Source organism: Njordella calcicola, from assembly GCF_056494125.1.
Window position 1 is genome coordinate 4,172,441 of sequence record NZ_CM151396.1, and the last position, 25,835, is coordinate 4,198,275.

The following is a 25,835-nucleotide window of genomic DNA, read 5'->3' on the forward strand; positions in this document are numbered from 1 at the left end:
ACGAGAAACGTGATCGATTCTTTATGAAGAGCTAGGTTTGCTCGCTGGACGATAGCGGATAGTTGACTACAGATCCGACGCCATGGCAACCTCAGCCATCGCAAAGGGCTCAACCGCTCGCGTCCTTGATATCCTACTCATATGCGAGTTGCCAAGCGATGTTTTTACAACAACCTGCCGTCAAATCGATTCTACGCGGAATCGTCTTGTGGGCTCCTTTGTGGATTGGTACCACTCTTGTGTTTGGTGCTCTAGGGGCAGCGTACGCATTTGTACTGAAACAGGACACTTATCGAGCCTCCCAAGCATTGCTGGTTCGCGATGAAGCCAAAGCGACGATGATGCGACTGGGACGTTTTGAGTCGCAATCGCAAATGAAAGCAGCTCAAGAGACGATTATGGAAATGTCCAAGAATCGTCAAGTCATCCGCTCCGCATTGCAAGAAGTTGGCCCAGAAGGCTCCGTGTGGTCGCCTTGGTCGCTGATCGGTTTGCCGGCAACGACCGACAAGTTTCCAACGGACCGCGAAGTCGAAGTCTTTGCCACCCAAAACGTCTCCGTGCACGCTCCCAAAGGTGTTGAGTTTGGGAACACGGAGGTGATCTACCTGGACGTCGAAGCGAGCAACCAGAAGCGGGCTCTAACGCTGGTGCAAGCGGTCTCCAAAGCGCTCGACTTGCGGCTTCGTCAAGTTCGCGAGGCACGCGCCACCAGTATTATCAGCGAGCTAGAAACCGCGAAGCTTGCCGCTCAACACGAACTGTCTGAGACTACGGAACGCATTCAACGCATGGAATCTCAAGCCGGCTCGCTGCTGCCTGACCTGCGTGGATTGACCGATACGATTGGCTCGTCCACTTCCCGGTCGCAGATCGATACGATCATGAATGAACTGCGAGTCGCGCAAGCTCAACTGGAACAACTGCTGGCCGATCAAAGGTTGCTAGACGAAGCGCTCGCTGATCCAACAGCGTATGTGGTCGCTCCAGGCAGTTTGCTGAACGCTCAACCAGGACTCAAAAAGCTGCGTGAGGGATTGGCCGACGCTCAACTGAGCACTTCGCAATTGCAAGGACGATATACCGACGCCCACCCCCTGGTTGTGGCTGCCCATGATGCTCAAACTACGATCGAACGGCGCTTGATTGATTCCTTGCAAGCATCGAAGGTCACTTTGGTGCAAGACATCCAGACCAGCCAGAAACGCATTGACCAATTGAACCGGCAAAAAGAGTTGGCCGAAGAACGCCTCGACAGCTTGGCGAATATCCGGACGCAATATGCGAACCTGAGCGCTGAACTCAAGACGCGCAGCACGATCCTGGAAGAAACAGAACGCCAACTTGCAGAAGCGTACGCTTCGAAGCAAGCGTCGATCTCGGTCAGCTTGTTAACCTTGTTGGATGCCCCACAAGTTACCGATAAACCGATCGGTCCCGGCCGGATCACTTTAACTGCCATGGCAGCCATCGGCGGATTGTTGCTTGGCCTAGGCTTCGTGTTCGCGGTAACGCCAATCGATGGCGCCGGGCGATTTGGACGACGCTCTAGCGACCAAATGAGCACCGATCGCCGCGCATCGGACGCTCAAGCTCCTGCAGTTCCAACTCCGGAACCCAGCGCTGCCAACCAACCTGCTACGCCACGACTACGGCCGATGGTGACGGACGTCCCAGCCCCCCCCGCAACCGCTCCCACCGATGCGGAACTTGCACTACAGCGACGATTGTCGGCTGATCGGTCCAGCAACATGCACGCGGCACGCAGCGCGCTAGCACAACACAGCAAGACCACTCCAGCCGTCGGCTTGGAATCGTTGATGGCCGACGAGAAGGACTATGAGAGCGCGGCCGAGAAGGTACGCCAGACTAAAGAAGATGATTCGGCTTTGACCATTTTAGAACGATTGTCGCAGGTTCAGGAAGCGTTCGAAGACAAACAACGCGAACGAGAATCGCAGTCGGACAACAAGACGACGTTGCCACATGTCGTTGACCAGAAATCGAAAGCTGCTGCCGATACCGGTGAGCGTCGTACCAGACCTCGCAGTGAAGAGAGCGTGGATGCGCCAATGCAAGTCGCCGTTCGCTCCAAAGGCGATCGTTAGAATCGCCGATGGTTGGGATCGTCGTTTGACCGTCATCCGCAATCTTTTTGCCGGTCGACATGCGACCGGTCATGCACGTCATCGAGCACGACGCAGCACGGCACCCGCGGCCGCCATACCGCTCAAAAACGCGCCTTCAATCTTCGCTCCACCAGCCCAATCACCGCAAGCCACCAAGCGACCTGAATCGCTAACATAACAACGTTCCGGATGCGTGTGCTCCGATATCGCGTAACGCCAACGATGGACACTCTGCTCCACAATCGCACTCGGCGGAAGATCAAACAAAGCCAAAAATTCCGACTGCATTTCCGCTCCTACGTCCGCTGGCTCTCGCTCAATGTTCGCCGCAGACCACTCGAACGCAGCATGCACCACGACCGTCTCGGCAATCTCACTTCGCTTCGGCTTGGTTCCGTTGCGAGCAAGCCAACGCAAGCTGGAACCGCTGATGAACGCGGCATCCCAAGTCTCCGATAAACGCTGTTGCAATTGCAACATCATCGCCCAGCATGGAGACATTTGAATCTGAGCGATCTGCGCCGACAACTTACGATCGATACTCAGCAGCTTGGCCGACTGTGGGGCCGGTGCGCTGCATATCACATAATCGTAGTCCGATAACTCGCGACCATCGCTCAAACGTAACAAGTTGGTTTCGGCGGCTTGAATCGATTCGACCTGCGAGCCCAGCTCGACCGTCAACCCCTCGACTAAATGCCGGCAGATCGATTTCATATCGGACACTCCAACGTAGCGATCAGGATTGCTAGTCAACAGCGTCTGCTGCTGATGCTCAACCACCGCAATGCGAGGGTTCCACAAATCGACAAGGCCTTGCTGACGCCAAGCGTGCACGTAACGACGGAAATCAGGATGCCGAGCAGTGAAGTATTGAGCGCCATGATCGTACGCCCCCCCCGCTGCTGTGCGGCGAGTCGCCATGCGACCGCCAACGCCGCGACTTTTCTCGAATACTGTCACTCGAAAACCATGATCGGCCAAAGTTCTCGCGGCAACGCAACCGCTCAAGCCAGCTCCGATGACTGCCACTGTCGGCACATGGCGCATGCGTGGCAAAGTCGCTTTACGAACATATTTTGCAAGGTCCATACGCTGAGCATGCTCGCTGGTTGACCTCCCGCGCACCGTACCGCTGATCGGTTCTTCCGGTGTAAAAGGACGATCAAATTGCCCTAGGCACCAGAGCAGCCCACCGTAAGAGCTGGGATCGCGCCCATCAAGCGCATAGCGGTGATTTAAGTCGATCAGCATTCGCAGCGCAGTCTTAGCATCTGGCGTCCATTGCAAGATCGCTTTGCCCCAAGTCATGCGAACGTTGTTGTGCAGCTCGCCATGGATCAGCAGCGACTTCTGTGCAGCGTCCCATAACGCATCTCCCGTTTGTCCACGTGCAAGCTGCTCCCAGCTCAATATCTGCGGCCTAACATCCGATTCATGCTTGCTCAAAGTTTCCAGCGCCCAAGCGGGCAGCGTTTTCAACGTACCGTGCTCGGGACGATAGAAACAAAAGTTGTAAGCAAGCTCGCGCCATATCAATAGCTCGTCCAAGTACTTTTCAGCTCCTTCATGCCGCCGATCGGCTGCTTCCCGTGCAAGCCGCATCGGCGACACCATCCCATAGTGCAAGTAAGCTGACATGCGACTGACGCCATCGATCGCCGCGTTATTGCGAAGCTTTGCATAATCGCGAAGCCCTTTGCCACAGAACGCAAGCCATCGAGTATATCCCGCGGTAGAACCGCCCAACGTATCGGCCACTGGGCCAACACCATGGTCGATGTCACATTGCCCAATCAGTTCCGCAAGATCCGCGTGCTGCAGATCCAGCGGTTGGAACGACAAGCGTTCAAGGTCATAGGGCAACGCGGTTTGTTCGACAGTAGGCCAATCGCTGCTAACTCGTTCCGCGTATAGCTTGGCGGTCGCTCGCCGAAACTCGAACGCTCGATCGTACGCTCGACCGACCAATTGCATGGGGACTACGCAAGCGGTATCGACCGCCAACATCGAGACTTCATTATTCGTGGCTAAAGCTTGAGCAAACAGGCGCGCGGGGTCAGTGGGCATATCTTCCGTGATGACCAGCGCACTTTGCTTAGCCAACTCACGCAGCACTGGCTGACGCGTTTGCGAAGTCTCTAAGTAGAATGCATAGCTGATCGACTGCTGTGCACACGCCGACTGCACGTCACGTGCACCTTGCAAAATGAATTGATGATGTCGATCGGACGCCATCGGATAGCGTTGGGAGAGCGCATGGTAAACCAACAACGGTTGCTTCAATTGGATGGCCAGAAGCTTGGCCACGTCCAAAGCAGGATTCTCATCGGTTCGGACGCCGGTGCGCATCCAATACACAACGCCATATCGTTGAGGATCAATTTGTTGTGCAGTCAGCCAACGACAGCGCTGCTGTAAATGTTTGGGAAGATTTTCGAGTGAAAGATCCATGCGCGGTTTCTGTGGGCAACTAAGCTTCTATGTTTCGCGTAACTGTTCAAGCCACCACGTCGATCCAACGCAATTCCCTTCAACGAGCAGTTACCGTGGGGCATTGTATCGCTGATGGAACCCCTTGCATGCGGGGCAATATGCTGACGCAAAATTGAGTAGACGTTCACACCTCGACACCGCGCTCAGCGGCAGGGAATAAGCTCAAGTTTTTGTAGCCTTGCACATGAGACAACCGCGGCTATCGCCCAGCGGCTATTGGACGCGTGAACGTTTGCAAAAGGTCCAACGCTAAGACAACCGCGGCTATCGCCCAGCGGCTAATGGAGGCGTGAACGGTTGCAAAAAGTGCAAAGCTAAGACGGATGGAGTTGGCTGGCTATGGCGGACGGTTGGCGTTGGCCAGTTGCAACGGTGCGATGCGGTTTGTCGATCACAACCAAGCTTGGCAGTTCGTTGCGGCCGCCATGCATCGTGCGTCGTCCGTGGATCCGATGATCAAAAACAAAACAACCTGTCGTGCTATTTCCCGCTTTGAGGCACCGCAAGATGGCCGCTTCCCCGCAGGTTGGGCATTGCAATCGCAAGCCATTCTCTTCGAGCAGTAGGTGGACAGCGCGGGCCATCTGCTGGTTTTCTTTTAATGTCGGTAGCCGTTTGCCCTCCAGCGACCTTAACTGCTGCGTGATACGGTCGCAAAGCAATCGCCGCTGTTGCAATAAATCCAAGGCGACGGAATCGACCAGCGAAGCGGTCCGCTGGGGTAAGCCGATCGGCAACCAAAGCGAGCTGGCATAACGTTCGACCAAGCCCACGCAGTTCTCTAACCCCAACAATATCGCGTCGCGATGGATCGGCAATTCGGCCGCTCGGCTGACTTGATACGCCAGCTCAACCACCATCGACGATTGCGGCGTACTTCCAGTTTCTATCCGCCCAAAGACCAAGCACGCGGACGAGCCACTGGACGGCTCGACCCAAAGAATCCCTGCTTGTCCGCTGGCTAACTGCAGCAGCCGCGTTTTGGTCGGATCCGCTGCCGACCAGCTCAATTCTCCACGGTGGCCGCTGTAGGCGACACGATCTGGGCCGTCGCTGGACAGCTTCCAAAGCGTCGCATGGTCGGCGGACCAAAGCTGTCGAAGCGATCCGATCAGTTCACTTGGCCACTCCAAACAAGCAGAATCGCTGAACGTTCGGCCAGCGTTTTCCTGCAAAGCTCCCCGCAGAAACTGTTCAAACAGCTCCAGTCGCTCGGGGACCGTCATTGAGTGGGTATCGGACAATTCCGAAAAATCCGTGGGAAGAATCTTGCCATGTCGTTTATACATCTGGTATAAACCATGCTAATTCGGGTTTGGGAGGCTGGAAAGGCCAATTTGTTAAGTTCTTGTAATCGATAGATTCGGCTTGGACGTCCCAATCGGTCCGGTCAGCTTGTCCGTTCCAGAATGCTTAGTCGACATAGATGGCCCTAGGTTTGTGGAATCCGCAACCTTGGTACGGCAACGAACTTTGCAAGCCGCCTGGGCCTGTCTAACCTCGTAAGTTCACACCCAATCATGGAAAAGCCAGAGTGAGGCGGTTAGCGAATGTCGAGCGCATCGATGGATGAAAGCGTTGAAAGCACCAAACGTCAGATACGAACGTTGGTCAATGAAATTGGCGATTTGTCCAAGACTCAATGCGAGCCCAGCGAATATTATCCAGCGGTTCTGCAGCGGATTGTGCAAGCCTTGGCCGCCCCTGGCGGTGCAGTCTGGCTGGTTGATAACGGTTCGTTGTCTTTGTCGTATCAAGTGCAAACGCAACCCGACGAACTTAGCGAAGAGGGTGAAGACACCAAACGTCATGGTCGCTTGTTGACCCAGGTGATGCAGCAAGGCAAGCCCGAGCTGATTTCGCCCAACGCGGTGTTTGGTGACAAAGAACAATTAGCGAATCCAACTCCATATCTGCTGATTTTGGCTCCGCTGGTTTCAGCCTCCAAACCGGTTGGGATTATCGAGGTATATCAGCGACCAGACACCCAAGCCGATGCGCAACGTGGTTACCTGCGCTTCATCGAGCACATTGCGAAATTCATATCAGAATGGTTGAAAGGACATGCCTTACAGGAAGTATCGACGCGGCAGGAACTGTGGCAGCAGGCCGACGAGTTCGCGCGATTGGTGCACAATAGCTTAGATTTGCGAGATACGGCATTTACCATTGCCAATGAAGGCCGCCGTTTAATCCAGTGCGATCGTGTCAGTATCGCGACGGTCAAACGGAACAAGGCGAAAGTGATCGCCGTCAGCGCACAGGACTCGATCGAAAACCGATCTAACGAGATCCAAGCACTCAATACGCTTGCAACGCGCGTCGTACGTTCGAAAGAACCGCTGTGGTATGACGGGGCCACAGAAGATTTGCCGCCTCAGATCGAAGAAGCGATTGAGGATTATGTCGACCTATCGCATGGCCGTACGGTAACCGTGTTGCCAATTCTGCAACCTGAAAAACCGATCGAAGGCGACGTGATGGCTGATCGGGAAGCGATCGATCAGCGTGGGCGACACCGAACGATTATTGGTGCGATCATTATCGAACAGATCGAAACTCAACTATCGCGGACGGAGCTAGAAGGCCGCGTGGACTTGGTTTACGAACATGCTTGCAGAGCGATGTCCAATTCGCTGGTGCACAGCAATCTATTCTTGATGCCTGTCTGGAAGACGCTGGACCGAGCGACATGGTTTTTCCGCGGGTCGGCTCTTCCCAAGACATTGTCCATCCTGACATTAATTGGGCTAGCGATCGCCGCATTGTGCTTGGTCAAAATCGATTTTGATATGGAAGCCAAAGGGAAACTAAAGCCCGCTTCGGAACGCAACGTTTACGCGCACGTCAACGGCGAGATCCAAAGCGTGTTGGTCAAGCAAGGGGATTATGTCAAAGCGGGTCAGGAAGTCGTCTTGCTGAAGAATAATGAATTAGAAGTCCGCTTGAAAGAGATCCAGGGGCAACGTGATATCACGAACAAAGCCAGGAACTCGGCCAGCTATTCACTGCAAGTGCCCAACTTGAGTGAAGTGGAACGTCGTCGTTTGGCATCGGAGCAAGCCGAACGCGATCAACAATTGCTCAGCCTGCGAGCTCAAGAAGAATTGATCCTGGAGCAGATGCGGCAGCTTGTCCGAACTAGTCCGATTGATGGCATCGTAACAACCTGGGACGTAGAAAAAACGTTGCGAGCCAGACCGGTCGTAACCGGACAAGTGTTGTTGAACGTGGCGAACTTCCAGCAAGGTTGGGAGTTGGAAGTGTTAATGTCAGAGAAGCGAATGAAGCACATCGACGCCGCCTTTGCTGAAACCACAGAGGAATATTTGCCAGTCGATTTCATCTTGAAGTCGGACCCTTCGAAAAATCATAAAGGCAAACTGTATCGCTCGGGCGTTCATCAACAAGCGGAGATGAATGGCGACGAGGGAACTGCGGTGAAGCTGCGAATTGTGCCCGATACGATGGAAGGTATATCCGAGCTTCCAGGTGCTGAAGTCATTGTCGATGTCAAATGCGGTAAGGCGGCTGCAGGTTATGCGTGGTTCCATGAGATCCCGGAATGGATCCGTGCGAACATCATTTTTTAGTTTCAATCTACCTCCGAATTGCCTCCTCTCATCGAGTGTTTTTTATATGAAGTATTCATTACAACTCAAACCTTTCATCGCATTTTGTGCACTGGCATTGCTGCAGCCAGGTTGCGATTATTTGCCTGAAGCGTTTTCAGGAAAAGCGGCTCCCGACTCCAAAGTCATCCAGGCGGTGGGTCCGCAGGGCACGCCAGCAAACATGGCTTCCGTAACTGCCGCTGGACCTGTCGACGTTGCGCTGGACGCTAACGATCCCAACTACAAATTGATCGACAATCCTTCGTCGCCTATCAATGCGGGAACTGGTACACAGCGGCTCAACTCGCTGGGGGCTGATGGTCGCCCCTCCCAGATCAAAACCGTGGCGGAAACGCGGCTGTTGGATAATGCGGAAACTTTGCCGGCGGTACCCAACGGTATTAATGTCCCCGCAATGCCACGCGAGGAATTCGCTCCCAACACAGACCGGCCAACTTATGCGTCCACGTCTGCGGATTCGACAGCAACTGTGGATGGAGTGGTCGTCGTCGATTTCGCGAACTTGAAGTTTGTAGATGACATCGAAGTCGCTGCTCATGCCGACGGAATCATTACCAAGCTAACTGCCAGCGAAGGCGATTTGGTTCAAAAAGATAGTATCGTCGTCGAACTAGACACGCGGCTTGCAGAAGCGGAATTGCAGGTAACCACGCGGGAACTGGAGTCGGCGATTGAAAAGAGCAAAGATGATTCGGAGATTCAGTATGCGAAGTCTGCCGAGCAAGTCGCTAATCAAGATTTAGAGAACAGCAAAGAGCTGATGAATCGCCGAGTGGAGAGTGCTGGCGATTATCGGAAGAAGTGGCTAGAACATCATCGCTCGGAACTCGCCATTACGGTCGCTCAACTGAAGAACAAAGAAGCGTTCTCTGCGGTGGGAGTTAACGAAGCGAAGAAGCGAGCTGCAGAAGTACAGATTGAGATGCGGACCATTCGCGCGCCGTTCGATGGCATCCTGGCGGAAAAGAAGAAGCATGCTTTTGAATGGGTTCGCGCTGGAGATGTGATTATGCGGTTGGTTTCATTAGACAAACTGCGCGTGGTGGGTATGGTTCGCGTCGACAGCCTCGAAGCTCCCCCGCATATGCTGCTGGGAGCTCCTGCGGACATTACGATCCAGTTGTATCCAGGTGCAGCTCGGGAGGTCAAAGGCAAGGTTGGCTTCGTTTCACCGGTTATGCAGTCTTCTGGCGCTTACAAGATTTGGGTCGAAATCCCCAATCAAAAAGAGAACGATCAGTGGCTGTTTCGTGAAGGCATGACCGCCATGATCCGCATCAATACTCGGCCTTAACGCAAGCGGCGCTTTGCATTTCATCACGCGATCGGGCTTTGGTTCAGCATGACTTCCTTGGCGGATTCCTTTGTCAACAGTGCCGCACGTTCGTTGCAATTGCGGAAACGCCCTGACTTGCGTTCCAAGAAGCAAACGTACCAAGGCCGCTCGTATTGGGTGGTCAAAGATCCGATTGGATTGAATTACTTCCGATTCCACGAGGAAGAGTACTGCATCCTCAATTGGTTGGATGGGCACCGTTCGCTGCAATCGATTCGCGAGTTGTTTCAAGCGAAATTTGCGCCTCAGCGAATCTCGCTGCAGGAACTCCAGCAGTTTGTGGGCATGCTGCATCGCAGCGGGTTATTGATCAGCAACAACAGCGGCCAAGGCAGGCAGTTGCGTCGCCGTGGCGACAAGAAAAAACGCAAAGAGTTGCTCGGCAAGCTGTCGAATGTCTTTGCCATGCGATTTCGTGGCATCGATCCAGAGAATATTCTGAACAAGCTGTTGCCATGGTTTGGCTGGCTGTTTACTCCATGGGCGTTGCTATGTGCGATCGCTTTTGGTCTTTCCGCTTTGCTGTTGGTTTTCGTTCAATGGCAAACGTTTACCGCCAAGCTGCCGTCGTTCCAGCAGTTCTTTGCGGCGGACAACTGGATTTGGCTGGGATTGACCATGGCGGTGGTCAAGATCCTTCATGAATTCGGGCATGGTCTGTCATGCAAAAAGTTCGGCGGCGAGTGCCATGAGATGGGCGTAATGCTGTTGGTCTTCACGCCATGTTTATACTGCAACGTTTCAGATTCTTGGATGTTACCTAACAAGTGGCAGCGAGTATTTATCGGTGCAGCGGGCATGTATGTCGAATTGATCTTGGCGTCCATTGCGACGTATTTGTGGTGGTTCAGTCAACCTGGCATGCTCAACTTCCTAAGTTTGTCGGTGATGTTTATCTGTTCGGTTTCAACAGTGGTCTTTAATGGAAATCCGCTATTGCGATTCGATGGTTATTACATCTTGATGGACATCATGGAGATACCGAACTTGCGTCAGAAAGCGACGGAAGTCTTGAAGCGATGGTTCCAAAAGACATGCTTGGGATTAGAACTGCAAGACAACCCATTCCTGCCCCAGCGTAACAAGTTTTGGTTCGCGACCTTTACCGTCGCCGCGGGGATCTATCGTTGGGTGGTCGTGTTCGGAATTATCTGGTTCTTGAATCAGGTCCTCAAACCGTATGGGCTCGAGTCTGTTGGACGCACGATCGCGATGGTCGGATTCATAGGAATGGTCGCTCAGCCGATCAAACAAACTTACAAGTTCTTTAAAACACCTGGAAAGGCCGCAAAAATGAAGCCAAAGCGCGTGCTGGGCAGTTTAGCAGTTTTGGCTGCTGTGATCGGTTTTGTTGTTTTCGTACCGCTGCCCTTTCATGTCAATTGTGCGTTTGAGATCCAACCGCAAGACGCTTATCAAGTCCGCGTGATTCAACCAGGCGTACTGGTCCAATGGAACAAACGCCCAGGTGACATGGTTCAGATGAACGAGCCGATTGCTCAACTGAAGGACATGCAGCTAGAGATGGACTTGTTAAGCTATCAGTCGCAGCGCGACTTAGCTCAAGTGCGACTGCAACAAGCTCAACTGTTAGCGGCGGTTGACCCAGCGATGGAGAATCAAATTCAAGAGCAACGAGCTCAGGTTGCCAGCAAAGACGAACTGATCGCGATTACACAATCGAAACGCAAGAACTTGATGATCCTCGCACGTCGGGACGGCGTCATTATTGAACCACCTAGCAAGGAAGACCAAACGCGAAAGGTGGACGACGAACAGTTGCCAACTTGGTACGGTTCCCCGTTTGCTACCAAGAATGCCGACGCCTATTTTTCCGAGAATGATTTGCTTTGCTTTGTCGCGGACCCCTCCAGGATGGAAGCGGTGATGATTGTCGATCAAATGGATGTTGAATTGCTGAAGATTGGCGACGATGTCGAAATGATGCTCGATTCCGCGCGGCTCAATAGCATTCACGGGAAAATTGAAAAAGTGTCACAGGCACAGATGAAAGAAGCTCCGCAGTCCCTAGCAGCTCAGGCCGGCGGATCGCTGGAAACGATCGCTGATCCTTCCGGCAGATTGCGCCCGATCAGCACATCTTATCAAGCGCGAGTGCCAATCGAATCGTCGCACGTGCCATTGCGAGTTGGCTACCGTGGGCAGGCGAAGATTCATTTGGAGTGGAAGTCTTTGGGATGGCGCTTTATGCGATTCCTTAACAAGACCTTCAAGTTTGAGTTTTAGTTCGATCCTGACGGTGAGTTATCGGCTGCTAGCGGCATAATGTTGTATTCGTACTGTCGCAGATGTTTAGTTCGTGCTAAAACAACAGCAAAGCAATTCCAGAGATGAGTAACTCTGGCAAGTTTTGCATTTCTTGAGGAATTAATAAGGAGTTATCCCATGTCCGGAGATGAAACAACTGCACAGGATGATAAGGGCGCTGTGGAGCCACAGCGAGCTCAGCAGCAAACCGTACAAGTACAAGTAAAAGATGAAGACGCACTGGCACTATACGCCAATTTCTGTCGCGTGACCGGATCGCCTGAAGAGTTGATCATCGATTTTGGTTTGAATCCACAACCAGTGGGTGTCCCCAAGGACCCGATCTATGTCAAGCAGCGTATTATTCTGAATTTCTTTACCGCCAAGCGATTGCTAGCGGCACTACAAATGTCGGTCCAACGACACGAAGCCGTCTTCGGAGTTTTGGAAACCGATATCAACAAGCGTTTGCGCATTCAGCAACCTGGATAAGGTTCGTTGGAAGTGCTTAGCCCGCTGCGATCAAGGCTTAGCCCGCTGCGATAGTAATGACCCGCGGGCTGCGTCCGTTTCTATTTCCCCCTCCTTCGCGAGGGGGCAAAGGTAGTAAGCACTCACCGTTTGCCGTAACAACAAACGTAACCGTTCACACCTCGATCAGCCCCAGGGCGATAGCCCCGGTTCTTGTGACGGCGAGCCGGACAACCGGGGCTATTGCCCTGCGGCTAGTTGCCCCGTTTAAAGGCTCAGCCCCAGTTCGGCAAGGCGTTACGACTTACGACCCAAGATTCTATCCAATGAATCGGAAGTCTGATAAATGAGCGCCTCGGGATAATGCGTATAGGGATGAAAGTATTCGAAGGTCACAAAGCCTTCGTAATCCTGCTGCTCTAGCGATTCTGTGACTGCGGGCCAATTCGTGGTGCCATCCAACAACGGTCGGAACGTCTCTAGCGAGTAGTCGGTGCCCTTCTTGGTAAACTCTTTGAAATGGATGTTCTTGGTTCGTTTGCCCAAGATAGCAATCCAATGCTCAGGAAACTGAAACATCGCAATGTTTCCAGTATCAAAGTGGACTTGGATCGCTTCACTAGCAAAGCTATCGACAAATGCATTCATCTCCATCGGAGTGAGCAGATAGCCGTTAAAAAAGATGTTCTCAATATTCAGCGATAACTTTCGCTTCTCAGCCGCCGCGACCATACTTCCAATCGCTTCACGAGCGCGCGAGTCGCAAACATCATTCGGTACTGGCTCGTGATCGTCGCGCCACGGTATATGTACCGCCCCTGGCACGACCAAGACATTTTTTACCGACATATGATGAGCAGCATCTGCAATCAAGCCCGCCAATTCTAAACCACGCGCACGCTTCTCAGGGTCATTGCTAGTCAATGGATATGGCCAAAACAAAAACGAACACAAGCCGCTGATTTCTATCCCGATGTCATCAGCCATTTGACGAATCGCCGCTAGTTCTTTTGGGCTTGCCTTCGGGGACAGGTCGCTTTCGAGATCAAAGTTCAATTCAATGCCGTCGAACCCAGCGTTCTTTGCCAATTGCATCGACTCACGCAAACTCATACGATCAGGATATGGGAAGGCCCAAAGATTGATGGACTTCTTCATACGATAACGTTTAGTGGCACCTTTGCGACTATCGCCAGTTGCAGGAACGTTGCTTGATTGTGTTTGGCCATACGTGCTATCAATGCTGCCAGCCGCAGCCCCAAGTCCTAAAGCGATTGTGCTCCAGCGTAACATATCACGACGATCAATTGATTTGTTTTGAGCGAACGGGCCTTGCATAAGCGTAACCTTCTGGTGGGACAAAGCGGGAGGGATCGAAAAAATTGAAGCTTCAATATACATGACTCAGCACCTCAATTGTATAACAATGTGCCAGTACTAGGTGCACACCGTCAACGAGCTGGAATGCAGAATCCGAAGCGTTAGCTTGGGAACGGTCAACTCGATTCCCTGACATTCGCCACGTGTTATGAGTCCAGTTATACTGAGGGAGCCAGCGAGAGTAGTGGCCTTGATGCGTTTGAACGAATGGTAGCCTGAAATTGAGTGTGCCTTATAAAATCGAGATTCTTAGCAGGCGATGTATTCCGGCTGGCTTTTTCCAGTGGCGTTGGCAGCGATTGGGAGTGATGCCGCTGGTGACATCTGCGGGCAGTAAAAAATCGGCGGTGGACATTCGACTTGCCGATCACGGCCAGCGCGACGTCGCCTTTCTGCAGCAGCAAGCTGGCCACCGCGTCTGCTCCGATCGACTGGCGGCTGGCCATCAAGCGATTGTGGCCGAGGAGTCAGGTGAGCTGATCGGGGTCTGCTGGTTTGCGCTACACAGCTATCACGATGCCGATACCGGATTACTCTTTACGCTTGAGCATGACGAAGCGTGGCTGTATGGTTCTTGGGTACACCGTGACTTTCGAGGCCGCGGAGTCTACCGGAGCATGGTCGCGCTACTTTCGGACCATCTTTCATCCAAGCATGTCCATCGCATCCTGTTTGCGGTCGACCAATCCAATCGATTATCGCGGATCGCTCATGAACGATTCGGCGCGACGTGGAATGGAACATGCTGGGGCTTAAAGGTTTTCGGGCGCGGAACGTATCGCAGAAGCTAGTGCTAATTTATGCATCTGTTGCGGCAGTGCGCAAGCGCTCTGGTGTTCGTTAGCGGACGGATAGCAGCGTACCAAGTATAACCGCGACGCTATGGGGCTTGTCATGTGACGTGAAGATGCCAAGCTATGCGTTGCATGCAACTTCCCTATCTGGCATGTGAGCATCCGCAACCTCCATCTTTGATTAGCAAATCGTATATGAACCAGCAAGCCGATTCAGTGCAGGCATCGTCGTCGGTTCGACTGCCCCCGGGTCCGCGAGGATCGTTGCTTCCAACCTTGCAGCTTATTCGGAATCCTCGATTAGCGATGGAGGGATGGGCCAAAAAGTATGGCGACCCTTTTCTGGTGCACGCCTTGAATGGACCAGTGGTGGTTACAGGACGCGAAGATTTGATTCGAATCATTCACGGCCAAGACCCCAAAATTTATGCGCCGTTCGCGTCAGCAACGATCGATCCACTGATGGGAAATGGTTCCATGTTGACGTTGCAGGGCGATTCGCACCGTCGCGAGCGGCGTTTGATGATGCCCATGTTTCATGGCGATCGCATGAAGGCATATGGTCACAGCATGCAACAAGGCGCACTGGACCGATTCGCAGCCTATCAAGCCCAACCTGCAATCCCAACCTTGAAGCTGATGACCGATATCTCGCTAGAGATCATCGTGCGGACCATCTTTGGCGGCAGCGACCCGGCGATAGTGGAACAACTGATGCGGGCCAGTCAAAAAGTGGTTGCGGGCGCCTCGCCATTGCTGTTCTTTTCGCGAAAGTCGCATTGGCCGTTCTTCGGACTGTCTCCATGGGATCGTTGGAACAAAGCCAAACACGAATTGCAAGATTGCCTTGATCGGATCATCGCACAACGGCAACAGAGCGACCAGCCTGGTGAAGATATCTTGTCATTACTTTGTTCGGCGACCTACGAGGATGGTCTGCCTATTACGCGTGAGCATATTCATTCCGAACTAATCACGTTTCTGTTTGCAGGTCACGAAACTACGGCTTTAACGCTCACCTGGGCCATGTATCATCTGCACCATCACCCGGCCGCGTACAAGACGTTATTAGAAGAGCTGGATTCCCTAGAGGATGATTCGCCAGAAAAACTAGCGTCGGCAGCCTATTTAAAGGCAACAGTGCAAGAGACGTTGCGGATCCATCCCATCGTGACAGAGACGCTGCGTAAGTTGCTGTCGCCCTTGGAGCTTGGCGAGTATCGGCTACCGGCTGGAATGGCAGTTGCGCCAGCTACCGTATTGGCACATTACAACGCTCAAACATATGAGTCGCCTGACGAGTTTCGCCCCCAGCGGTTTTTGGATCGCACTTACTCGCCGTTTCAGTATATGCCATTTGGAGGCGGGCATCGTCGATGCATCGGTGCCGCGTTTGCTTCCTTTGAAACCGCAATCGTATTGGGAACGTTGCTGAAACGCTATCGGTTTGAGCTGATCGACAATACGCCAGTAGTGCCAAAACGCAGAAATGTCACTATGGGCCCGTCGACCGATGTCCCGCTCCGTTTCATTGGTACGCGTTCTCAGCCCTAGCAGAAGTGCATCTACACTATGGTCGCGTCATTTGAGGTTAGTTCGGATCGTTCCGCTGGAAGTGTTGCAATACTGCTTGCCGATGAGCGGCCGACGTGGATGCATTGGTGTGAAGAAAGATGTTCGTAAAAACACATACTTACTTCCGTGCAGAGCCGCGGTTCGGTACACTTTGGAAATGGAAGTCATCACTCTGCAATCAGGAAGTTCCGGTAACTGCGTGTTCGTGCGGAACAGCGATACGTGCGTCCTCTTTGATGCTGGGATCAGCGGTAGCAAAGCGGAATCGCGTTTGGCTCAGTTCGGCTATAACATTCGCGATTGCCAAGCCCTTGTGATCTCGCACGAGCATAGCGATCATATCTGTGGAGCTGGAGTATTTCACCGCAAATTCAAACTGCCAGTCTATGCGAATCAGAGGACTTGGAATGCGACGTGCGCAAGACCGAGCTCAGGCTGCTTGGGGAAGCCCAACCACTTCTGCTCTGACCAGCCATTCCAAATTGGTTCGCTGCGGATTGAGCCGTTACGAACTCCGCATGATGCCATCGAAGGCGTCTGCTTTGTGATCGAAGACACGAATTCTGGTCAGCGATTCGGTTTACTTACCGACTTGGGGCACGTCTTTCGTGGCCTGCGACAAATCATTAGCACACTAGATGCCGTACTGATCGAAAGCAATTATGACGACCACATGCTGCGGTATGGTCCGTACCCTCAACACTTGAAGACCCGCATCGCAGGCAAGGGGGGGCATATTTCCAACGCGGAAGCTGCAGAGTTGCTGGATGCTTGCCATGCGGCGCAGTTGCAGTGGGTATGCCTCGGGCACTTATCGGCCCACAACAACTCGCCCGAAGTGGCGTTGGCCACTCACCACCAGCGCCATCAAGGTCGCTTTCAGATTTTCTGCGCCGATCGCGAAGGTGCCACCCAATTGCCCTTCATCCAGCATCAACACGCCGTCATTGGATCAGAATTTAGCGGAGCGGAACAGGCTGCTCGGTATTGCCCCTAGCTGCAATTAGGTGGTGCGGCTGCTACTTCTCGGTTACCGATATCACCCAATCCTTTTGGGAGTCATTCGGGCCTTGGAAGTCAACGGGCAATTCACCAACATAAGTCTTGCCCTGATAGAGAATCTGGCCAATTAATGTGTACTTGCCTGCTTCAATACCGGTGAAACTAAAGCGACCGCCATCAATCGGCGCTTCCTTCCCCAACTCCTTGATCGTCACCTTGTTCTGGCCTAGATTCGCGCCTGAATGCGGTCTGCCTGACGTGCCTAAGGCGACGATGCCTTTCAACGTACCCTTGTAAGCTGGAACAGTGGACCCTGGCGTACCAGGCAACGGTGCCGGAGGTGGCTTGGGGACATAGCGAAATGGCGCATAGGAGTAACTGGCGGTGTTCCCAACATGGTCGACGGCATTGATCGTGACGACGTAGGCACTGTCGGGCGCGAGCTCTTCACTGGCAAGGTTCAGAGAATACTCGATTGCGTACTCCTTGCGGTTACTGCCCGATCCCAAATCACGCTCAACCGGCTTGCCTTTTGCCAGCTTCGCTGGTTCTCCAGGCTTGTTGATAGAGACAGTAGCCGATACGGGTGAACGATCACGCACGGTGAACTTCAATGTCGGAAGCCGGCCTTCCTGATACGATGCATCCAACCGCGAACCATTGATGGAAGGTTTCGCATCGTCCATTACAAACTGTGCGAGGTTTTGTCGACCGCCATTGCTATCGGTCAGGACAAGCGGCAAATCTTGCTTGCTTGCGTTGCGAAAATCAAGATCGAAGACCCAGTCGCTAACATCACACTTCATGACAAAAGCGTTTCCATCGAGCGGTTGGACGGTCACCAATACATTACGGTCGCCGTAGAACACTTCTCTAGCTTGGGTATCGTCACCAAAAGTAAACTTTGCTGGATACTCATCGGTCCGTGTCGTCTGTGATCGATAGTCTAGATTCATGAGGACGGAGACGGTTTCATTCAAACGTCCAGGAAAGAATGCATCAAGCTTGTTCAAATCAAACTGGCGCTCTGCTGGCATCAAAAAGCTGTTGCGGTCATAAGTGAAACCATTTTCTTTTGCGTTCTGTTGGATTCGCGCGATAGAAAAGGATTCGCGATGTTCAAACGGGTCCGCCTTGCGAATCGCGGTTGTATCTAAACGATAGATCAATGCGCGAGGATTCTGATCCACCGTGATTAGGATCGGGATATCGGTTGGTAAAGTCGATGCCGCGGTCGCTTCGAATGTCACCGCTGGAGTCTCTGGATCGAGTTCGCGGTCAGCGTTGACCGCCAGCTCTTCCGTTTGCCAAGGCCATGTGATCCACTGCAGCGAGATCTTCTTCTCTTTCGAAAAGTCGACTGGGACTAGATCAGGAATTCCATTGCCAAAGTCATCGCGCAGCGCGACTGTCATTTCAATTTGACGGCGTCCCGGTTTGGTCCGCGCGTCCACCGTCAAAAACTCTGCCGCATCGCGAGGGATCGTTTCTAGCCAAGTCGCAACTGTTTTGCCCGACTGCGTGGCGCGGACAATCGCCAGTAAACCATAGTTCGCTTCGCCAGCAACTGGACTTGCCGTTGCAGTTCCATTGGCGCTGGAATTCGCTGTACTTCCAGAGGCAGGTGCGGGGGTTGAAAAACGAACGTCGCTGGTCATTCCGGCGTCTAATGAGATCGCTTCTGAACTAGCGATCAGCCTCATACGGTTCGTTTCAATACTCGAAAGTCCTCGGAACAGTTGGCCGTTCTCATCGCGCAAACGTCCCAACGGGCGAGACTGTTGCGAGGGGACCGGGAGAGCATACAGTTCAACCGTCGCTTGCAAAGGAGCGTCCGCTTTGTTGCGCAGCTTGAATCGAAACGGAGTGTCGTGATTAGGGAATGGTCGCAGCGTCACAATGTTTGATGGGCGATCCAAAGGCTCCCATCGCTGTTCGCCGTCCAGTTTGCGGCTCTCTTCGACAATCAATTCGAACGGCTCTTTTGGATCGACAACAACCGCAAGTTTCGCAGCTAGTGGCAATTGGCCCGCATCAGCAAACTGAACTTGAAAATTGATCGATAGCGGTTCGCTATCGGAGCGGTTGGCAATCGGTTGAACGTCTAAATACAATGCGACCTCTTGACCGGCGTTGGTCATGCGAGCTGCATTGTCCCAGTCCGCTTTGGTCAACTCAATCGCGCGCGATTCCATGGGTTTCGCAGTTCGTTCGACAACGCGCCCTTGCATACGATTGAATTGGATCTTCACTGACGAAACATCTGGTGGGGTGCCTGTGCGAGTCAGTACCAGTTTGACTTGTTGGCTCTTGTTGTCATCAATGAAGCGGAGTTTTTCCAGTGTGGAATTGTTGGAAGCATCCGCGATCGATACTTGCCAAGCCGATCTTGGTTTTGGTCGGGCGGGCAAGGCTGGCAGTTGGCGTTCCAGGTACATGGCGTCGCCGGAGCTCAATTGCCACTGGCCGTTGACCAAGTCGCGACGGTCCAGCAGCAGCCACGCTAGCTCGATGTCGCTGGCACCGCTGCGCAAGTTTTCACGCAAAAAACGATTGACGTGCATTACGATCGCTGATTGTTCCTTAGGCACTTCCAATCCGGACTCTGTGCTCAACAGCGCTGTCGAGTAGAGTAAGCCCATCGTTCGTTCGTCATCGCCGTTGACGGCTTGTGGCAGTGAGCCAACCGTATTCACCGAGTCGATGCGCAGCGTTGGTAAACGTTCTGAGATCGCAGCCCATAACTTCTGACGTTGTTCCAAGGTCGGCAGTGCCGTGCGCAGAATCGCTTGGCAGTACACGTAACGATTCTTTCTTGAAGACGCAGCGTCATTGCAAATTCGTTCGATGCTGCTGGTCAGCGCCGCGTCGGCTTGTTGAAACGCATTGGTATGGTCGGACCAAGCGATCGAGCCAAGCGACGACGGTGTTCTGACGGCCGCTTGCCAATCGGGTCGCCAAGCTGTTGTTGCTTGGACCATGTTGGATACCACTCCGTCCAGCGGATGCTGAATGCCAAGCGCTTTGAATGAGTACGACAACTGGGCTGCATCATGGAAGCGTAGTGCGCTGGCTCGATACGCCTTGAGTGAATCGATCGCGGCAAGCCACTTGGGATCTTCGGCCGGATTGATGTTCCTTTCAAACAGTGCTTTGGTTTTGTTGTGACTGGCGAACTGATTGAGCGCGTTTTGTTGAGCTTGTCGAGCAACATCGATCAACATTGAAACGCTGGCAGCGATCTCTGCATCCAAGATCGTATCGCGACGGTAATCGTTGCCCGCTTGCGCTCTCGCTTCAAGGCGAACTGCATGCGCGGCAAGCTCTTTGGCGGCAGCAGGCATGACTTGCGCGAGCGACCAGCCTTTCAATTGCTGATCGTTGGGAGCGGACCATTGTTGGATCAGCTTCCAAAGCTCATCCGCGGGACTGATAGACATGTTAGCGATTGAGGCGTCTTGAGCAGCCGGAGGATTGCTCGCAGCGGAAGTCGCCTCGTCTTCTTCCGTCGTATCGATGGCGGGCAAGCCGATGGGGCGACCGATGCGGCTGAGCCTAGCGAGCGTAGTGCTGCGAGCGGTAACGAAGTGACTGTTTTCATTTTCAATATGTACCAAGCCCGTTTGACCGCGAAACAAGAGAGGTCGTTGTTCTTCGTGCGAAGCTTCCCGAACGCGGCGGATGACGTATTCGGAGTAGTCCGCTAAGTTCAATAGCTTGGGATCGTTGCTGAGATCCATCAGCCGCTTGGTAAAGGGTTCCTGGCGTTGGCACAAGAGGCCCTCCAAGCACGCTTGAAGGAAGATCGCATCACCGCTTAAGGATGAAGGAGCCTTGCCAGCGCGAAGGTCTTGTGAGATTTCATTTGGCCCGTGCGAAGCGATGACCCATAAGCGATTTGGGGTAGCGGTTGAGGCTAGTTGCTTTTCCAAAACATTGATGAATTGGTTTTGGCCAACGCCCATGCGAGCGTCATACAGCACGCTTCCCCAGTCCAGTAGCAGCAGCGTGGTGCCTGTGTGCCTTGAAGCTGCGGCCAGCACGTCATCCAACGGTTCCAAATTTTCTACCGTATCCAGTTCGTCTGGCAACAGATATAGGTTCTTGACCAAGTACGCTTTGCCGTTAAGCACGACGGCGTGTTGGCGGCAGATGACCACCAAGATATCCGTCGACTTAAGTTTTACGCTGGCGCGGCGAATTTGTTCCGCAAAGGACTCGCTGGTCGCGCCGCGCTGGAAGGCCATGTATTTTGCTTTTGGCTTACCTGAAAGGACATCCAGCTTGCTAAGCGTTTCGGAGTTGAATCCCAGTGGCGGCAGCGTGCTTGAAATCGACTCGCCAGCGTTCAACCAGAGGATCGCCGTGTTGCGTGCCGGTCGAGTAATCAGGTATACCGCCAGCGCAACAAAGCCTGCGATGGCGATCGTGGCCAGTGTTGTGGCGACCAGACGCTTGCTGCGAACGGTTGTTTTGGGCTGCCCGCGACGCGGAGCTTTGCTGTCCCGCCAGCTCTGTTTCGATTTATGATTCTGTGGGGGCATAGCATAAAATCCGATGGATAAAACGTTGGAATTGGAAGAGCATCCACCATAGCGGGCTTTGTTTATAAAGGGGGCTGACCCTCGCGGGCGCTGCAGTGGTTCCAGAAGCTCCCGATCGCCTCCGACGGGGGCAACCGCCTATATAATCAAAGACTACCATCTAACTTCCGAGCGTAGAACCGTTTTTTTGGCCAATGTTCGCTGATCAACCCGTGTTGTGGGGTAGTAAATGCAGTCATGAAGTGCTTAAGATATCACCTCGCCGTTGATCCGTGTGATTCGAGGTCCTCATATGTGGCTACACAGACCAGATTGGGACCGGCGTATCAACTCCGCTTACTCGACTGTAATGATTCATACGATGCGACAACAGCCTGTCAATTGGTTTGAGGGAATGTTTTTGCGACCGCAGCATTTTCAAGCTTCGGATCGCTATTGGCAAGACACCATGGGGCTCGCAATGCGTTGGCAGACGCATTATGCGTATGGTATCCGTAGCTTCCAACATCAGCGAGACGCACTGCCCGCTTATTTCTTTCAGTTAAACGCTTGCGAAGCGATCTTGCGCGATGGCACGTTGCTGCAGGTCGACAGTGGCAGCATGCGCATTAGCATTCGCGAAGCGTTGCAGGCGGCCAGCGACGTGACAGTATATCTGGCGGTATCCAAGTTGGTGTTGGGCCGCGCGAACGTTGGCGACGAAAGCTATGTTGAACGCCGCAATACGCCTCGTACACTCGAAGTGCCGGACGAAAATGCCGGTGGTGGCGAGACCGAGATTGTCTTCAAGCCCTTGCATGTGCGTCTGCTGCTATCGACAGATAATCTCGAAGGCTATGAGACTTTGCCGATTGCGAAGATTAAACGCATTGGTAGTGAAGAAGCGAGTCCGGAACTAGATCCCGATTACTTCCCCCCCCTGCTGGCTGTCGACGCATGGTCGGATTTAGCTCAAGACGTGGTGCGTTCGGTATATGATTTGATCGGTCAAAAAGTAGATGTGCTTGCGCAACGTGCCACACAACGAAATCTTGCTTTCAATAGCCAAGAGCCAGGGGAGCTGGACGACTTGTGGATGCTCGGGCAGCTCAACCAGGCGTTGGCCACGCTGCATGGGCTGACGTTTGCAACCGGCATTCATCCGTATACTGTGTATGTGGAAATGTGCAGGATTGTGGGGATGTTGAGCATCTTTGATCCCACGCGTCGTTTGGACCCACAACTGCCAACCTACGACCATGATGATTTGGGTAGAATATTCCGCTGGCTGCAGCGACGCATTGGCGAGTTGATGGGGACAGCCAAGCGATTGGAGTTCGAGCAACGCTTCTTTGTCGGCGTCGATCGCGGCATGCAAGTAACCTTAGATCCGAAGTGGCTGCATGCCAGTTGGAAGTGGTATATTGGTGTGCATGGCGAGAACGTATCGCAGGATGTGATTCGAGATTTGTTGCGTGAAGGTGCGATGGATTGGAAGATGGGGAGTGTTCAGCAAGTCGATTTACTGTTCAAACATCGTATGCCAGACGTCAAAGCGGATGACGAACTGCGTACACCGCCACGCGCGCTGCCATCCCAGCGCGGTTGGCTGTATTATGAAGTGCGACGTGAGGGGCCTGCGTGGAAAGATGTCCTGGCAACTCAGTCGCTGGCAATGCGTTTCAATACCAATGTAATCGGAAATCTCGATCGACTGCCCAATCAGCGGCGATTGGAAGTCATCTATCGAGATAAACGTGCTATCCTAGAATTTGCTTTATTCGCTGTACCAACAACTAACGCATGAGTCCAGAATTCGCTGAAGCCGTCGATCCTATTTTTTTACACGTGATCAACGCCATGGAATTGGTGGCGAATCATCAGCGTGTGGATCCGTCCAATTTACATACGGCGGTGCAAGTCAAACTGCGACAGGCCGAAGATAAACTGCAGCATGGCGAGAACCATGAGGTTTGGCAGCTAGCGCGATACGCCCTGTGTGCTTGGATCGATGATTTGATGATCAACACGACTTGGGAAGGCCAACGTTGGTGGGAGAATCACACGCTAGAGTTTCAGTTCTTCAACTCCAAAGACGCGGGGACTTTATTCTTTCAAAAGGCCAAACAAGCACAGCAGTTGCTGCGACGTGACGCAATCGAAGTCTATTATGTCGCCGTCGTGCTTGGTTTCCGAGGATTGTACGCTTTGTCGGAGTCCACGTTTCTCGCTCAGCAATACGATTTGCCACCCACGATTGAAGACTGGGCTCGACGTACCGCCGGCTTGTTGCAGACTCGGCGACAAAGACCTGCGTTGTCAGGTATTGCCCAACCGGTGGATGGTGCTCCTCCGTTGGACAGCAAATTTACTGTCGTTGGTGCTGCTGTGTTGACCTTGATGCTTTTCGTGATCGCCAGCGTCTTAGGCTATTACGTCTTGATTTATGACGATCGCGTTGCGACCGATGCGGCAGCTTCCACCACTAGCAGCTCGTCACCCTGAAAGGCTTGCCGTCGTGAAAACTGAATTGAACATAGTTTCGAGAGAGGCCTTCGCGTGTTGAATTGGATACTCAGACCTTTCCGTTGGTTGTTTACTTCACCGGCCCGCTGGCTGGGGGGGGCTCGCAGTTGGACCGGTTGGTCCTTGCCGACTCGAGTGTCGGTGATCATTTTTATTTTCCTGCTGCTGTGCATCCTGATTTATTACACGTTCGCTTACTTCAATTCTGAAGCGGCTATATCGCAAGCGGCCAGCGAAGTTCCTTTCAACTTGGCCTTGCTGTTGCTGCTGGTTGCTATTCCAAGTGCTTCTTATTTTGCGGTCAAAAGCTGGCTGGAAACCGAGCCTAGTCAATTTCCAGATATCGATGACGCGTGGAACGAAGGGTTGGCTGCGGTGCGTCGCAGTGGTATTGAGCCCAATGAGACACCTCTGTTTCTCGCTTATGGTGTGTCGACTGCGAAACAAGCCGACCAAATCATGGAGGCTACCGATTGGGAATTGGTGGTCAAAGGGCAACCCGAAGGGCGAATGCCATTGCGCTGGTATGCGAATGAAAATGGCATTGTTGTGTTCATGCTGGATGCATCGGCAACTTCGAAAGCGCAAGCGATTTTGGGCCAAGCCGCATTTGCCAGTGGCGATAGTCTCGCAGGCGGAGCCGGTGGTTTGCGAGGAACGCTAGTGGGCAACCAACCTGCCGCAGCACAAGCACCCAATGTCGGCGGAGGCATGCGTGGCACCATTGTCGCTTCATCGGACGCAGCCGCAGCGGCACCCGTTGCCCAAGCTGCCAACGTTGGGCATCGTGGTACGATCGTGGTGTCGGGCCCAACGAATCTGCTGAGTCCAGCTCTGCAGCCAACCTCGAATCAACCGGCCTCCGTGTTGGACAAACACATGTTGGCGACGCAATTGGAGCGACTTAAACGCGTTTGCCAACTCGCAGTGCAAGGCCGACAGCCGCTGTGTCCCATCAACGGATGTATCGCAGTGATCGAATGGGAAGTACTGCTGCGTTCTACACCTGGGCAGTTATCGGGCCCCTTACGCGATGATACGCGAGCGATCATCGAAGCGGCAGAAATACATGCACCTACAGCGGTCTTGATCACCGGCCTCGAAGATGAGCTTGGCTTTATTGAATTGGTGCGGCGAGTGGGTGAGAACAAAGCGCGCGAGAATCGATTTGGCCATGGCTACAATCATTTGGCACCGGTTGCGCCGGATCAACTGCAGTTACTTGCGGCGCATGCTTGTGGCGCATTTGAAGATTGGATTTATGATTTGTTCCGTCACCCTGAGTGTTTGGGACGCAGCAAAAATGACAAATTGTTCGCGTTGTTATGCAAGATTCGCAACCTAGCGCAGCCCAAGATTGTGGAGTTGCTAGCATGCTTTGCGAGTGTTCCCGAGACGGTCGACCAGCGGGGTCCCTTATTGTGTGGCACCTATTTTGGTGCGGCAGGAAGTACTCGAATTCGGCAAGCGTTTGTTCGAAGTGTATTTGAAAAACTGTTTGATTTAGAAGAAGATTTGGAGTGGAGCGAAGCGGCTTGGCAACGCGATCAAGGATATCGCGTCGTTGCGAGAACGTTAATTGGAATTAATGCCCTACTCACGGTTTTCATTGTCGGCTTAATCGTTTACCATCTAATGTCATAACAAAAAAGAGCGAAGCATGGGCGACGCTGTTATGGTTTAGCAAGGCACTTGGAATT

Annotated in this window: 15 protein-coding genes; 11 read left to right on the top strand and 4 right to left on the bottom strand. The window is 53.0% G+C overall.

The window, feature by feature from the left end; translation table 11 throughout:
* Positions 1–158 precede the first annotated feature (158 nt).
* The gene (locus tag SH302x_RS16320) at positions 159–2,108 is read left to right on the top strand and encodes a GumC domain-containing protein (protein ID WP_479363464.1); all 1,950 of its coding nucleotides are present in this window, start codon (positions 159–161) and stop codon (positions 2,106–2,108) included.
* Positions 2,109–2,186: 78 nt separating this feature from the next.
* On the opposite strand, the gene SH302x_RS16325 is transcribed toward SH302x_RS16320, so the two are convergent.
* Both SH302x_RS16325 and SH302x_RS16330 read right to left on the bottom strand, forming a co-directional pair.
* Positions 2,187–4,583: an FAD-dependent oxidoreductase gene (locus SH302x_RS16325; RefSeq protein WP_479363465.1), complete on the bottom strand. Its 2,397-nt coding sequence runs from the start codon at positions 4,581–4,583 to the stop codon at positions 2,187–2,189.
* 356 nt (positions 4,584–4,939) lie between these two features.
* Positions 4,940–5,914 (bottom strand): hypothetical protein, encoded by a 975-nt coding sequence (locus SH302x_RS16330; RefSeq protein ID WP_479363466.1) that lies wholly within the window; start codon positions 5,912–5,914, stop codon positions 4,940–4,942.
* A 261-nt stretch (positions 5,915–6,175) separates the two neighbouring features.
* Here SH302x_RS16330 and SH302x_RS16335 point away from each other — a divergent pair, with 261 nt between their 5' ends.
* From SH302x_RS16335 to SH302x_RS16350, 4 genes are all read left to right on the top strand, one after another.
* The gene (locus SH302x_RS16335) at positions 6,176–8,218 is read left to right on the top strand and encodes a GAF domain-containing protein (protein WP_479363467.1); all 2,043 of its coding nucleotides are present in this window, start codon (positions 6,176–6,178) and stop codon (positions 8,216–8,218) included.
* A 46-nt stretch (positions 8,219–8,264) separates the two neighbouring features.
* A complete protein-coding gene (locus SH302x_RS16340; protein WP_479363468.1) occupies positions 8,265–9,554 on the top strand; it encodes an HlyD family secretion protein in 1,290 nt (429 codons plus the stop codon).
* A 48-nt stretch (positions 9,555–9,602) separates the two neighbouring features.
* Positions 9,603–11,843 (top strand): hemolysin D, encoded by a 2,241-nt coding sequence (locus tag SH302x_RS16345; protein WP_479363469.1) that lies wholly within the window; start codon positions 9,603–9,605, stop codon positions 11,841–11,843.
* A gap of 159 nt (positions 11,844–12,002) precedes the next feature.
* Entirely contained in the window at positions 12,003–12,356 is a 354-nt protein-coding gene (locus tag SH302x_RS16350) for a DUF3467 domain-containing protein (protein ID WP_479363470.1), read from the top strand.
* Between the two features lie 276 nt (positions 12,357–12,632).
* On the opposite strand, the gene SH302x_RS16355 is transcribed toward SH302x_RS16350, so the two are convergent.
* A complete protein-coding gene (locus tag SH302x_RS16355) occupies positions 12,633–13,673 on the bottom strand; it encodes a sugar phosphate isomerase/epimerase family protein (protein WP_479363471.1) in 1,041 nt (346 codons plus the stop codon).
* 269 nt (positions 13,674–13,942) lie between these two features.
* Here SH302x_RS16355 and SH302x_RS16360 point away from each other — a divergent pair, with 269 nt between their 5' ends.
* From SH302x_RS16360 to SH302x_RS16370, 3 genes are all read left to right on the top strand, one after another.
* Complete coding sequence (locus SH302x_RS16360; RefSeq protein ID WP_479363472.1) at positions 13,943–14,506, top strand: GNAT family N-acetyltransferase; 564 nt, start codon at positions 13,943–13,945, stop codon at positions 14,504–14,506.
* A gap of 198 nt (positions 14,507–14,704) precedes the next feature.
* The gene (locus SH302x_RS16365; RefSeq protein WP_479363473.1) at positions 14,705–16,063 is read left to right on the top strand and encodes a cytochrome P450; all 1,359 of its coding nucleotides are present in this window, start codon (positions 14,705–14,707) and stop codon (positions 16,061–16,063) included.
* 178 nt (positions 16,064–16,241) lie between these two features.
* A complete protein-coding gene (locus SH302x_RS16370) occupies positions 16,242–17,081 on the top strand; it encodes an MBL fold metallo-hydrolase (RefSeq protein WP_479363474.1) in 840 nt (279 codons plus the stop codon).
* 22 nt (positions 17,082–17,103) lie between these two features.
* Here SH302x_RS16370 and SH302x_RS16375 read toward each other — a convergent pair whose 3' ends face one another.
* Complete coding sequence (locus SH302x_RS16375) at positions 17,104–21,630, bottom strand: hypothetical protein (RefSeq protein WP_479363475.1); 4,527 nt, start codon at positions 21,628–21,630, stop codon at positions 17,104–17,106.
* Between the two features lie 292 nt (positions 21,631–21,922).
* Between SH302x_RS16375 and tssK the strand changes: the two genes are divergently transcribed.
* Genes tssK through SH302x_RS16390 form a run of 3 tightly spaced genes read left to right on the top strand, consistent with a single transcriptional unit; the run spans position 21,923 to position 25,779 of the window.
* Positions 21,923–23,416: a type VI secretion system baseplate subunit TssK gene (tssK, locus tag SH302x_RS16380; RefSeq protein WP_479363476.1), complete on the top strand. Its 1,494-nt coding sequence runs from the start codon at positions 21,923–21,925 to the stop codon at positions 23,414–23,416.
* The gene (locus SH302x_RS16385; RefSeq protein WP_479363477.1) at positions 23,413–24,114 is read left to right on the top strand and encodes a DotU family type IV/VI secretion system protein; all 702 of its coding nucleotides are present in this window, start codon (positions 23,413–23,415) and stop codon (positions 24,112–24,114) included. Before tssK ends, SH302x_RS16385 begins: the two co-directional genes overlap by 4 nt.
* Positions 24,115–24,168: 54 nt before the next feature.
* A complete protein-coding gene (locus SH302x_RS16390) occupies positions 24,169–25,779 on the top strand; it encodes a hypothetical protein (protein WP_479363478.1) in 1,611 nt (536 codons plus the stop codon).
* The last annotated feature ends 56 nt before the right edge of the window (positions 25,780–25,835 follow it).

What these genes read in the sequence shown, in the direction of transcription:
- SH302x_RS16320 (WP_479363464.1), top strand. Translation starts at nt 159, where the DNA reads ATGTTTTTACAACAACCTGCCGTCAAATCGATTCTACGCGGAATCGTC.
- SH302x_RS16325 (WP_479363465.1), bottom strand. Translation starts at nt 4,583, where the DNA reads ATGGATCTTTCACTCGAAAATCTTCCCAAACATTTACAGCAGCGCTGT.
- SH302x_RS16330 (WP_479363466.1), bottom strand. Translation starts at nt 5,914, where the DNA reads ATGTATAAACGACATGGCAAGATTCTTCCCACGGATTTTTCGGAATTG.
- SH302x_RS16335 (WP_479363467.1), top strand. Translation starts at nt 6,176, where the DNA reads ATGTCGAGCGCATCGATGGATGAAAGCGTTGAAAGCACCAAACGTCAG.
- SH302x_RS16340 (WP_479363468.1), top strand. Translation starts at nt 8,265, where the DNA reads ATGAAGTATTCATTACAACTCAAACCTTTCATCGCATTTTGTGCACTG.
- SH302x_RS16345 (WP_479363469.1), top strand. Translation starts at nt 9,603, where the DNA reads ATGACTTCCTTGGCGGATTCCTTTGTCAACAGTGCCGCACGTTCGTTG.
- SH302x_RS16350 (WP_479363470.1), top strand. Translation starts at nt 12,003, where the DNA reads ATGTCCGGAGATGAAACAACTGCACAGGATGATAAGGGCGCTGTGGAG.
- SH302x_RS16355 (WP_479363471.1), bottom strand. Translation starts at nt 13,673, where the DNA reads ATGCAAGGCCCGTTCGCTCAAAACAAATCAATTGATCGTCGTGATATG.
- SH302x_RS16365 (WP_479363473.1), top strand. Translation starts at nt 14,705, where the DNA reads ATGAACCAGCAAGCCGATTCAGTGCAGGCATCGTCGTCGGTTCGACTG.
- SH302x_RS16370 (WP_479363474.1), top strand. Translation starts at nt 16,242, where the DNA reads ATGGAAGTCATCACTCTGCAATCAGGAAGTTCCGGTAACTGCGTGTTC.
- SH302x_RS16375 (WP_479363475.1), bottom strand. Translation starts at nt 21,630, where the DNA reads ATGCCCCCACAGAATCATAAATCGAAACAGAGCTGGCGGGACAGCAAA.
- tssK (WP_479363476.1), top strand. Translation starts at nt 21,923, where the DNA reads ATGTGGCTACACAGACCAGATTGGGACCGGCGTATCAACTCCGCTTAC.
- SH302x_RS16385 (WP_479363477.1), top strand. Translation starts at nt 23,413, where the DNA reads ATGAGTCCAGAATTCGCTGAAGCCGTCGATCCTATTTTTTTACACGTG.